We start from the raw sequence: 10560 nt of genomic DNA, 5'->3' as shown, positions 1-10560 counted from the left end.
CCAAAGGCACATCTGCGACAGGCCGGCGTACTTGTCGCCGGCGAACAGCGGCATGCATGTGCACCAGTCGATCTGGGGCGACGGCAAGCCGCTGTTCGCCGGCGACAAGTACGCCGGCCTGTCGCAGATGTGCCTTTGGTACATCGGCGGCATCATCAAGCACGCCAAGGCGATCAACGCCTTCTCGAACTCGACCACCAACTCCTACAAGCGCCTGGTGCCGGGCTACGAAGCCCCGGTGAAGCTGGCCTATTCGGCCCGCAACCGCTCCGCTTCGATCCGCATCCCTCACGTGGACAGCCCCAAGGGCAAGCGCCTGGAAGCCCGCTTCCCCGACCCGATGGGCAATCCCTACCTGACTTTCACGGCGCTGCTGATGGCCGGCCTCGACGGGATCATCAACCAGATCGATCCGGGCGCGCCGCAGGACAAGAACCTCTACGATCTCCCGCCGCGGGAGCAGAAGAAGGTGCCGGAGGTCTGCGGCTCCCTGAAGGAAGCCCTCGACAATCTCGACAAGGACCGCGGCTTCCTTAAGGCTGGCGGGGTCATGGACGACGACTTCATCGACAGCTACATCGAACTGAAGATGGAGGAGGTCATGCGCCTGGCGCTCCACCCCCACCCGGTGGAATTCGACATGTACTTCAAATGCTAAACGTCATTTCCTGACGGGGGATCGAGGGCCGCGGCGTGAACCGCGGCCCTTTTTCGTCGCCGCTCAGGGCTTGGCGCACGCGCCCTCGCCGACGGCGTGACTCCCGCCGCTGCGGCCTGCGCTACCCGCGGCTGGAACGCATCGCCGGGACGCCGGACCGCCTGTCGGAGATCTACGCGGCGCGGAGGTAGCTCAGGCGAGCCGGCGGTCGATCCATTCTCCGGCCACGGCGATGGCGCGCCGGGCGGCCTGCAGCTGGCCGCCGAAGGCGTGCCAGACGTGGATCATCTCGGGCCAGACTTCCAGCCGGACGTCCACCCGCGCCTGGCCCGCCACGTCGGTGATCGTCAGCGAGTCGCCCAGCAGGGTTTCCTCCGAGCCCACCTGGATCAGCATCGGTGCGACGCCGGTGAAATCGCCGAACACGGGCGAGGCCAGCGGATCACGCGGATCGAGCCCGCCGAGGTAGGCCTGAGCGTGGGTATCCAGGCCGGCTTTATTGATCATCGGGTCATGGGCGGCCTTGGTGCGGTAGCTGTGCGCCGATTGGGTGAGGTCCGCCCAGGGGCTGATCACGAACAGCCCCGCCGGCTGCGGCAGGCCCTGCTCCTTGCAGGCCAGAGCGAGCGCCAGCGTCAGTCCACCGCCGGCGGAATCGCCAGCGACCACGATCTTGCCGGCGTCGAGCCCGCCATCGAGCATCCACCGGTAGACCGCCAGCGCATCGTCCACCGCGGCGGGAAACCTCGCCTCCGGCCCCAGCCGGTAGTCGGCGACGATGGCCTCGGCCTTGGCCGCCTCGGCCAGCCGGCCCACCAGCGGCCGGTGGCTGCGGTGGCTACCCGCCGTGTAGCCGCCGCCGTGCAGGTAGAGGATGGCGCGCCCCGCCACGGCGTTGAGCGGGACCACGCGCTCGCTCTTCACGCCGTTGGCGGTGAGCGGCTCATGGCGACATCCGGCGGGCAGCGAGCCCATGTCCCCGAAGGCGTCCATGCCGGCGCGGCGTTCGGAATGGGTAGGCGGCGCTGCCCCGGGCGGCGGCTGCCGTGACGCCAGCAGCGCCCGCACCCCTGCGATTTCAGGATCTTTCCAGCTCGCCATCCGCCCCGTCCCGTTTTGGCGATTGGAGCGCGGCGCGGCCCGTCTGTCGAGGTCCCGCAGGTTGCGCTTTCCGCCCGATGTCGTGCGGGCCGCATTGCCATGGCGAGCGGGCCGATTCATACCGGCTGGGCTTTAGAATCGCACCAGCCTACGGGACCGATGTCCAAGTCCGCCGCCCAGCCCCTGCCCGACCTGTTCGACGACGCGTTGAACCCGACGCCGGCGCCGCCGCTGTCGGAGAGCCATGAGCCGCGCGCCGACCCGGCGGTGACCGGCGCCAAGCCCTCCGCCTACTCGGCCAAGGACATCGAGGTGCTCGAAGGCCTCGAGCCGGTCCGCAAGCGCCCGGGGATGTATATCGGCGGCACCGACGAGCGCGCCCTGCACCACCTGTTCGCCGAAGTCCTGGACAACGCCATGGACGAGGCTGTCGCCGGTCACGCCAAGGTTATCGATGTCGCCCTGGACGCCGAGGGTCAACTCACCGTCAAGGACGATGGCCGGGGCATTCCGGTCGATCCGCACCCCAAGCACCCGGGCAAGTCCGCGCTCGAGGTGATCATGACCGTGCTGCACTCAGGCGGTAAATTCTCCGGCAAGGTCTACGAGACCTCCGGCGGCCTGCATGGGGTCGGGGTCTCGGTGGTCAACGCGCTCTCCGAGAGGGTCGAGGTCACCGCCTGGAAGGACGGGTTCGAGTGGCGCCAGGCATTCACCCGCGGAAAGCCCCTGGGGGGCATCGAGCGCCTGGGTCCCAGCCGCAAGCACGGTACGGCCATCGCGTTTTCCCCCGACCCGGTGATCTTCGGCGAAGGCGTGGCCTTCAAGCCGGCCCGGCTCTACCGGATGGCGCGATCCAAGGCCTATCTGTTCGGCGGCGTGGAAATCCGCTGGAAGTGCGATCCCTCGCGGATCCACGACCAGACGCCGGCCGAGGCGGTGTTCCGCTTCCCCAACGGCCTGGCCGATTTCCTGGCCGAGCGCGTGAAGACCATCGAGACGGTCACCCCCGAGCCTTTCGCGGGGCGCTATTCACGGCCAGGCGAGGCCGGCAAGGTCGAGTGGGCGGTGACCTGGACGGCGGCGGGCTTCGGCGAGGCCGACGGCTTCATGCAGTCCTACTGCAACACCGTACCGACCCCGGAGGGCGGCGCCCATGAGGCTGGTTTCCGCGCGGCCCTGACCCGGGGCCTGAAGGCCTATGCGGAGCTGTCGGGCGAGAAGCGCGGCGGCCTGATCACCGCCGAGGACGTGGTCGCCCAGGCCGGCGCCCTGGTCAGCATCTTCGTGGCCAACCCTGAGTTTCAGGGCCAGACCAAGGAGCGGCTGTCCTCCGCCGATGCCCAGCGCCTGGTGGAGACCGCGCTGCGTGACCCCTTCGACCACTGGCTGACCGCCCAGCCGAAGGCGGCCACCGCGCTCCTCGAATTCATCATCGAGCGGGCCGAGGAACGCCTGAAGCGGCGCAAGGACAAGGAGGTCGCCCGGGCGTCGGCCACCCGCAAGCTGCGGCTGCCGGGCAAGCTCGCCGACTGCTCCGGCCAGGCCATCGACGGCGCCGAAATCTTCCTGGTGGAGGGCGACAGCGCCGGCGGCTCGGCCAAGCAGGCCCGCAACCGCAAGACCCAGGCGATCCTGCCCCTGCGCGGCAAGATCCTGAACGTAGCGTCGGCCTCGGTGGACAAGACCGGCGGCAACAAGGAGCTAACCGACCTGATGCTGGCCCTGGGCGTCCAGGGCGGGGCGAAGTTCAAGGAAGAGGATCTCCGCTACGAGCGGGTGATCATCATGACCGACGCCGACGTGGACGGCGCCCACATCGCCAGCCTGCTGATCACCTTCTTCTTTCGCACCATGCCCGACATGATCCGGGCCGGGCGGCTCTACCTGGCCCTGCCGCCGCTCTACCGGCTGAGTCATGGGGGGAAGGGGGTCTACGCCCGCGACGATGCGCACCGCGACGAACTGCTGGCCACCGAGTTCAAGGGAAAGAAGCCGGAGATCAGCCGCTTCAAGGGCCTGGGCGAGATGATGCCTGCGCAATTGAAGGAGACCACCATGGATCCTTCCAAACGCACGCTGGCCCGCGTCACCCTGCCCCGCGCCGAGGAGCCGGTGATAGATCTGGTGGAGGCGTTGATGGGGCGCAAGCCCGAGCTCAGGTTCCGCTTCATCCAGGAGAACGCCGAGTTCGCCGTCGCCGACCTGGACGTCTGAGCCGCCGGAACACGGTGGAGCTTCCGGACGTTGGGTCTGCAGTCAGGAGATCGCGGCATATGGCGAAGACCAAACTCAAGGCGAAGGCGAAGAGCTTTCTTCCCAAACGCATCGGCGGCGTCAAGGTGCCCAAGGTCGCGCGCAAGGGCCGCTTCGGCGCCTTCATCGCGTCGGCCAAGGGCCAGGCGCTGATCGCCGAGGTCGTCATGGCCGGCGTCGGCATGGTCATGGCCAAGAAGGTCAAGGATAGCCCGAAGGCCCGGGGCGCGATCGCCGAGGCCAAGGCCAAGGCCACCCGTGGGGTCAAGGCCGCGAAGAAAAAGGCCTCATCCCTTGGCGCGCGGACGCCCTGACGCTGCCGTCTACCGGGTCAGCGAGCCCGTCGTTCGGCGTCTCTGCAAGCCATGATGAACATCCGGCGTCGCGAACGCGTTGACTTGCCGGCCGCTGCCCGTATCTTCCGCCGCGCGCGACGATGTCCGTCCGCGCCGCCGCGGTACGCCAGCCTCACTAAAAGGACGGGTGCCCGCTCCACCAGTATCTCATGACCGAATTTTCCGAACTGGGCCTGTCGGACGCGACGCTCAAGGCTGTCGCCGAGACCGGCTACACCACCGCGACGCCGATCCAGGCCGAAGCCATTCCCGTCGCCCTGCAGGGGCTGGACATCCTGGGCATCGCCCAGACCGGCACCGGCAAGACCGCGGCCTTCACTCTGCCGATGATCGACAAGCTCAAGGCCGGCCGCTCCAAGGCCCGCATGCCGCGGGCCCTGGTGATCGCACCGACCCGTGAGCTGGCCGACCAGGTGGCCGCCTCTTTCGAGAAGTACGCCAAGGGCCAGAAGCTCTCGTGGGTGCTCCTGATAGGCGGGGTCTCGTTCACCGATCAGGAACTGAAGCTCGACCGCGGCGTCGATGTGGTGATCGCCACGCCTGGCCGGCTGCTGGACCATTTCCAGCGCGGCAAGCTCTTGATGACCGGCGTGCAGATCATGGTGGTCGACGAAGCCGATCGCATGCTCGACATGGGCTTCATCCCCGACATCGAGCGGATCTTCCAGCTCACCCCGGCCAAGAAGCAGACGCTGTTCTTCTCCGCGACAATGCCGCCAGAGATCACCCGGCTGACCAAGCAGTTCCTCAAAGATCCCGTGCGCATCGAGGCCTCCCGGCCCGCCACGGCCGGCGAGAACATCGCCCAGCACCTAGTCCGCATCCCCTCCACCGATCCCAAGGCCAAGCGCACGGCGCTGCGCGCCCTGATCGACGGCGCCAACGTGGTCTCGGGCCTGGTGTTCTGCAACCGCAAGTCCGAGGTGGACGTGGTGGCCAAGTCGCTGCGCACCCACGGTCATGACGCCGCCCCCATTCATGGCGATCTGGACCAGCAGACCCGGATGCGCACCCTGGAAGCCTTCCGCAAGGGCGAGCTGAAGCTGCTGGTGGCCTCCGACGTCGCCGCCCGCGGGCTGGACATCCCAGCGGTCAGCCACGTGTTCAACTTCGACGTGCCGCACCATGCCGACGACTACGTGCACCGGATCGGTCGCACCGGCCGGGCCGGCCGTTCGGGCGACACCTTCATGATCGTGACGCCTGCCGACAGCCGCAACCTGGACAAGGTGTTGAAGCTGATCGGCACCAAGCCGGACGAGGTCACCCTCGACATCGATTTCGCCTCCATCAAGGACGAGCCCAGGGCCGGCCGTGGGGAGCGCGGCGGCCGCGGTCGCGAGCGCTCCGCCCCGAAGCGTGACCACGCGCCACGCGAACCGCACCCGCGACACCAGCAGGCCTCCACCGCCCCGATCGAGCAGCCCGCGGAACCGACGCCCCGCCCGGCCCGCAGCCGCCGCCGGCCCGAGCCTGCCGAGGCCGGAACGCCGGTCGCTGTTGTCGAGGCTGCCCCGGTCGAGGTTGCGCCGGCGCGCGAAGCGCCCGTCCTTGACGAGCGGGTGCGTGAGCAACCCGTCCGCGAAGCCTCCCGTGAGCCGCAACGCGCCCAGCGCAACGATCGCGGCGAGCGCGACCGGGCTCCTCGCGGCCCCCGCGAGCGCCCGGAACGCGATCGCCCGCAGCGCGACCGCCCTGAACGCCAGGGCCGCGACCGCGACGCCGACGACGGCGGCAGCCGGGTGTTGGGCTTTGGCGACGACACCCCGGCCTTCCTGACGCGGGCGTCCACCCCGCCGCCTGCCGAGGACTGACCGGCCTTAACCCGGCGTTTGCCGATCTGGGCGCAACCTTCCAAAGGGAACGGGCGGTCTGCTGTAGACAGGCGCCGTGTTGGGAATCAGCGCCATGTCCGCCGACGTCGAAACCTCACTCCGCAGTCCGAAGGCCTACGTGCTGGCCCGCAAGGCCATTGAGGCCATGGAGGCCTACAAGGTCTGGCCGACCGCGCTGAACTTCGAGCTCTGGGTCCACTACATCACCGGCAAGGACTCCCCGCTGGCCGTGGAGATCGACGCCATCATCGGGGGCGGCGAGCCCTTCACCGATGCGGTCGGCGAGAACCTGGCCGCCAAGCATCTGCCCAAGGCCAGGCTGAACGGCGAAATCCTTGAGGCCGGCGACGCGCTCTCCAAGGAACTGGACAGCGTCTCGCGCGCCATCGAATCCGCCCGGGAGTCCAGCTCCGCTTACGGCCAGCAACTGGCCACCGCGTCCAAATCCCTCGACGCCGAGGACAAGACCGTCATCAAGGAGATGGTCGAGGAACTGACCACCGCCACGCGCAAGGTCCAGGAAGAGAACGAGTCCCTGGAGACCCAGCTCGCCGACACCACCGCCGAGGTGGGCCGGTTGCGCGAACACTTGGAGCAGGTGCGGCGCGATTCCATGACCGACGGCCTGACCAACCTGGCCAACCGCAAAGCCTTCGACGAGGCTCTCGAGCGCGCCTGCGCCCAGGCCGAGCGGCGCGGCGAGGCCCTGACGCTCGCCGTCCTCGACATCGATCACTTCAAGTCCTTCAATGACACCTGGGGTCACCAGACCGGCGACCAAGTGATCCGCTACGTGGCCAGCGTCATGGCCCGGGTCGGCGAGCCCCCGCGCATCGCAGCGCGCTATGGCGGCGAGGAGTTCGCGCTGATCTTCCCGGGCGAGCGGGCGCGCAGCGCCATGGCTACCCTGGAGGAGATCCGCGAGGAGGTCAGCGGGCGCATTCTCAAGCGCCGCTCCACCAACGAGGACCTGGGCGCGATCACGGTTTCGGCGGGCATGGCCGAGCGAAAGGTGGGCGAAGGGCCTACCAGTCTGGTGGAGCGCGCCGACGAGGCGCTCTATGCGTCGAAGCGCAACGGCCGCAACCGCACCTCCTCCGCCGACCCGATCTCCGCCGCCGCCTGAGGTTTTCGTTAGGCTGACGCAGGGGTATCCTCCCTTAGATCGAACCAGCAGGGTTCGAGGGAGGACGCCATGGACGGTTCTACGGCTGCGACCAAGGTCAAGACGTCGGTCGAGGACGGCATCGGGATCCTCACCCTTTCCGACCCGGGCACGCTGAACGCCGCGGGCACGGACCTGATGGCCGAGCTGACCGAAGGGTTCGAGGACTTCGTCGCCGACGCCGGGGTTCGCGCCATCATCATCACCGGTGAGGGCCGCGGCTTCTGCTCCGGCGCCAACCTCTCGGGCGGCACGGTGGACCGGCGCGCGTCCACCGGACCCAATCAGGGCCTGCTGCGGGTCTACAATCCCTTCGTCAACGCAGTGCGCAAGTCGCCCAAGCCGCTGGTCTCTGCGGTGAACGGCGTGGCGGCGGGAGTCGGGGTTTCGCTGGCGCTGGTCTGCGACCTGATCGTCGCCGCCGAGAGCGCCTACTTCCTGCTGGCCTTCCGACGGATCGGCCTGGTCCCGGACGGCGGCGCCACCTGGATCCTGCCGCGGCTGGTGGGCAAGGCCCGCGCCATGGAACTGATGCTTCTGGGCGAGAAGCTGCCGGCCCGCACGGCCCTGGAATGGGGCCTGATCAATCGCTGCGTGGCCGACGCCGACCTGATGCCCACGGCCATGGGCCTGGCCCGGACATTGGCCGATGGCCCGAAGTCCCTGGGCTACACCCGCAACCTGGTGTGGCAGGCTCTCGACGCGGCCTGGAGCGAGCAGCTTGAGGCCGAGGCCTATATGCAGGGCGACGCCAGCCGGACCAAGGACGCAGGCGAAGGCATCCGGGCCTTCCTCGAGAAGCGTCCGGCGCAATTCACGGGGCAATGACCATGAAACTGCTGTTCACGATCCTGGGCGCCCTGGCGGTGCTGCTGGGCGGCGTCTGGATACTCCAGGGCCTCAACGTGCTGCCGGGAAGCTTCATGACCGGCGACATCAAGTGGGCGCTCTACGGCGCCCTGCTGGCCGCCGCCGGCGTGGCCTTGGTCCTGTGGTCGCGGCGCCGACGGGTCTGACGCCTCAGCCGCGCTCGCGCAGTCGCTTCAGCTCGGCGTCGACCATCCGCTCACGCATGTCGCCAGCGTCGGAATAGGTGACGATGCCGTGGGCCGCCAAGCCCAGGCCCCAGCCCAGCATCGGCCAGTAGAACCAGTATTCGCCCGGCGAGGTCAGCAGGTTGATCGCCACCAGGCCGGCGTTGACCACCACATAGGCCGTGAGGTGACTTCAAAACGCGAGCTTCATGTCGGCCCGGCGCTCGGCCGTCCGGCGCAGTTCCCGCTCTCGCACGTCGCTCACGGTGGCCTCCCCCTGGTTCCCGGAGGCGAGGATAGCGCCGTTATCGCGATCTAGTCGAGGGTGGCGGGTTCGATGGTGACGCTCTCGCCGCAGCCGCAGGCGTCGGTCTCGTTCGGATTGCGGAACACGAACTTGGCGGCCAGTTTGCTGGTCTCGTAGTCGATCTCGGTGCCGATCAGGAACAGCACCGCCTTGGGCTCCACCAGGATGGTGACGCCCTTGTCCTCCACCGTCTCGTCCAGGGGACCCGCGGCCGTGGCGTATTCCAGGACATACTCCTGGCCGGCGCAGCCGCCGTTCTTAACCCCCACCCGCAGGCCGGCATAGGGCTTCTCGGCCCGGTCCATGATCTCGCGCACGCGGTCGGCGGCGCGGTCGGTGAGCGTGACCACCTTGGGACGCGGGCGCCTGACGCGTGGCTGGATGGAGAGGTTTTCCATCAGAACATATTCAATTGCAGCTTGGCATCGTCGGACATCCGCGACGGGTCCCAGGGCGGGTCGAACACCAGCTCGACCTTGCAGGACCGCACCTCGGGAAGCTCCTTCACCGCGTCCTCCACCCAGCCGGGCATCTCGCCGGCCACCGGGCAGCCCGGAGCCGTCAGGGTCATGTCGATGACCACGTCCTTGTCGTCGGAGACGTCGACTTTGTAGATCAGGCCCAGCTCGTAGATATCCACTGGGATTTCGGGGTCATAGACGCTTTTCAGCCGGTCGATCAGCTTGTCGGTCAGCACGTCGAGCTCCGCCTGGCTCAGCGGTGAGCTCGTCTGCGGGTCGAGGGGTGCGGCGTCGTCCATGATCTCAGACAAAGAACTCTCGGGTTCGATTGAGGGCGTCGACGAAGGAGTCGGCGTCGGCTTGCGTATTATATAGGGCGAAAGAGGCGCGCGCGCTTGATGTGACGCCAAAACGCTTCATCAGCGGCTCGGCGCAGTGGGTCCCGGCGCGCACCGCCACCCCGTAGCGGTCGAGAATCTGGGCCACGTCGTGGGCGTGGGCCCCGTCGACGGTGAACGACAGGATCGCGCCCTTCCCCGGCGCCTCGCCCAGCACGCGCAGCCAGTTGGCGCCGGCTAGGCCCTCGCGGACCCGTTCGTAGAGCGCGTGCTCGTGGTCGGCGATCGCCACCCGGTCCAGACCCATCAGCCACTCCAGCGCCGCGCCCAGGCCGATCGCCTCCAGGATCGGCGGGGTGCCGGCCTCGAAGCGGTGCGGCGGGTCGGCGTAGGTGATCTCGTCGAAGGAGACCTGCCCGATCATCTCGCCGCCGCCCTGATAGGGCGGCAGCGCGGCCAGCCGCTCGGCCTTGCCGTAGAGCACGCCGATCCCGGTGGGGCCGTAGAGCTTGTGGCCGGAGAAGGCGTAGAAATCCACGTCCAGGGCCTTCACGTCCACCGGCCGGTGAACCACGGCCTGGCAACCGTCCAGCAGGACCAGCGCCCCGGCCTCGTGGGCCAGGCGGACCAGCTCGGCCACGGGGTTGATGGTGCCCAGCACGTTGGACATATGGCTCAGCGCCACCACCTTGGTGCGCTTGGTAAGCAAGGCCTGGAAGGCGTCCAGGTCCAGCCGGCCGTCATCGGTGACCGGCGCCCACTTCAGCACCACCCCCTGGCGTTCGCGCAGGAAGTGCCAGGGGACAATGTTGGCGTGGTGCTCCATCTCGGAGAGCAGGATCTCGTCGCCGGCCTTCAGGGTGGCGCCCAGGCCCGCGGCGACCAGGTTGATGGCCTCGGTGGCGCCCTTGGTGAAGACGACCTCCGGGGGCGTGGCGTTGACGAACCGCGCCACCGTCTTGCGGGCGGCCTCGTAGGCGTCGGTGGTCTCATTGGCCAGAGTGTGCAGGCCGCGGTGCACGTTGGCCAATGAGACCACCGACGCCTAC

The 10560-nt window shown here is 68.4% G+C and carries 9 protein-coding genes and 3 pseudogenes; 7 read left to right on the top strand and 5 right to left on the bottom strand.

From position 1 onward, the window contains the following. Positions 1 to 658, top strand: a pseudogene (gene glnA, locus ACLL81_RS08810) (glutamine synthetase); the annotation flags it as partial. A gap of 192 nt (positions 659 to 850) precedes the next feature. On the opposite strand, the gene ACLL81_RS08805 reads toward glnA, so the two are convergent. Beyond that, complete coding sequence (locus ACLL81_RS08805; protein ID WP_411287969.1) at positions 851 to 1759, bottom strand: alpha/beta hydrolase; 909 nt, start codon at positions 1757 to 1759, stop codon at positions 851 to 853. A 159-nt stretch (positions 1760 to 1918) separates the two neighbouring features. Between ACLL81_RS08805 and parE the strand changes: the two genes are divergently transcribed. From parE to ACLL81_RS08775, 6 genes are all read left to right on the top strand, one after another. Continuing rightward, positions 1919 to 3976 (top strand): DNA topoisomerase IV subunit B, encoded by a 2058-nt coding sequence (gene parE / locus ACLL81_RS08800; RefSeq protein WP_411287968.1) that lies wholly within the window; start codon positions 1919 to 1921, stop codon positions 3974 to 3976. 59 nt (positions 3977 to 4035) lie between these two features. Continuing rightward, positions 4036 to 4329, top strand: coding sequence for a hypothetical protein (locus tag ACLL81_RS08795; protein ID WP_411287967.1), 294 nt, complete (start codon positions 4036 to 4038; stop codon positions 4327 to 4329). A gap of 191 nt (positions 4330 to 4520) precedes the next feature. Further along, positions 4521 to 6185, top strand: coding sequence for a DEAD/DEAH box helicase (locus ACLL81_RS08790; RefSeq protein ID WP_411287966.1), 1665 nt, complete (start codon positions 4521 to 4523; stop codon positions 6183 to 6185). Positions 6186 to 6279: 94 nt separating this feature from the next. Beyond that, positions 6280 to 7332 (top strand): diguanylate cyclase, encoded by a 1053-nt coding sequence (locus tag ACLL81_RS08785; protein WP_411287965.1) that lies wholly within the window; start codon positions 6280 to 6282, stop codon positions 7330 to 7332. A gap of 69 nt (positions 7333 to 7401) precedes the next feature. Next, positions 7402 to 8199: an enoyl-CoA hydratase/isomerase gene (locus tag ACLL81_RS08780; RefSeq protein WP_411287964.1), complete on the top strand. Its 798-nt coding sequence runs from the start codon at positions 7402 to 7404 to the stop codon at positions 8197 to 8199. A gap of 2 nt (positions 8200 to 8201) precedes the next feature. Continuing rightward, positions 8202 to 8387, top strand: coding sequence for a hypothetical protein (locus tag ACLL81_RS08775; RefSeq protein ID WP_411287963.1), 186 nt, complete (start codon positions 8202 to 8204; stop codon positions 8385 to 8387). A 4-nt stretch (positions 8388 to 8391) separates the two neighbouring features. On the opposite strand, the pseudogene ACLL81_RS08770 reads toward ACLL81_RS08775, so the two are convergent. From ACLL81_RS08770 to ACLL81_RS08755, 4 genes and pseudogenes are all read right to left on the bottom strand, one after another. Next, positions 8392 to 8583: pseudogene (locus ACLL81_RS08770) on the bottom strand (2TM domain-containing protein); the annotation flags it as partial. A gap of 137 nt (positions 8584 to 8720) precedes the next feature. Then, positions 8721 to 9110, bottom strand: a complete 390-nt coding sequence (locus tag ACLL81_RS08765) for a HesB/IscA family protein (RefSeq protein WP_411287962.1) — start codon at positions 9108 to 9110, stop codon at positions 8721 to 8723. Further along, positions 9110 to 9472 carry an SUF system Fe-S cluster assembly protein gene (locus ACLL81_RS08760; protein ID WP_411287961.1) on the bottom strand — a complete coding sequence of 121 codons (363 nt, stop codon included), beginning with the start codon at positions 9470 to 9472 and terminating at the stop codon, positions 9110 to 9112. The genes ACLL81_RS08765 and ACLL81_RS08760 overlap by 1 nt, the downstream gene beginning before the upstream one ends. Positions 9473 to 9476: 4 nt before the next feature. Then, a pseudogene (locus tag ACLL81_RS08755) lies at positions 9477 to 10544 on the bottom strand (cysteine desulfurase); the annotation flags it as partial. Between the last annotated feature and the right edge of the window lie 16 nt (positions 10545 to 10560).

Origin of the sequence: Phenylobacterium sp. (assembly GCF_046590535.1) — a bacterium.
Taxonomy (GTDB): domain Bacteria; phylum Pseudomonadota; class Alphaproteobacteria; order Caulobacterales; family Caulobacteraceae; genus Phenylobacterium.
The sequence above is the reverse complement of the archived record's forward strand: the minus strand, read 5'-3'. Positions and strand labels throughout refer to the sequence as shown.

Bases quoted from the DNA above. Each gene is read 5' to 3' on its own strand.
- ACLL81_RS08805 (WP_411287969.1), bottom strand. From the start codon at position 1,759: ATGGCGAGCTGGAAAGATCCTGAAATCGCAGGGGTGCGGGCGCTGCTG.
- parE (WP_411287968.1), top strand. From the start codon at position 1,919: ATGTCCAAGTCCGCCGCCCAGCCCCTGCCCGACCTGTTCGACGACGCG.
- ACLL81_RS08795 (WP_411287967.1), top strand. From the start codon at position 4,036: ATGGCGAAGACCAAACTCAAGGCGAAGGCGAAGAGCTTTCTTCCCAAA.
- ACLL81_RS08790 (WP_411287966.1), top strand. From the start codon at position 4,521: ATGACCGAATTTTCCGAACTGGGCCTGTCGGACGCGACGCTCAAGGCT.
- ACLL81_RS08785 (WP_411287965.1), top strand. From the start codon at position 6,280: ATGTCCGCCGACGTCGAAACCTCACTCCGCAGTCCGAAGGCCTACGTG.
- ACLL81_RS08780 (WP_411287964.1), top strand. From the start codon at position 7,402: ATGGACGGTTCTACGGCTGCGACCAAGGTCAAGACGTCGGTCGAGGAC.
- ACLL81_RS08775 (WP_411287963.1), top strand. From the start codon at position 8,202: ATGAAACTGCTGTTCACGATCCTGGGCGCCCTGGCGGTGCTGCTGGGC.
- ACLL81_RS08765 (WP_411287962.1), bottom strand. From the start codon at position 9,110: ATGGAAAACCTCTCCATCCAGCCACGCGTCAGGCGCCCGCGTCCCAAG.
- ACLL81_RS08760 (WP_411287961.1), bottom strand. From the start codon at position 9,472: ATGGACGACGCCGCACCCCTCGACCCGCAGACGAGCTCACCGCTGAGC.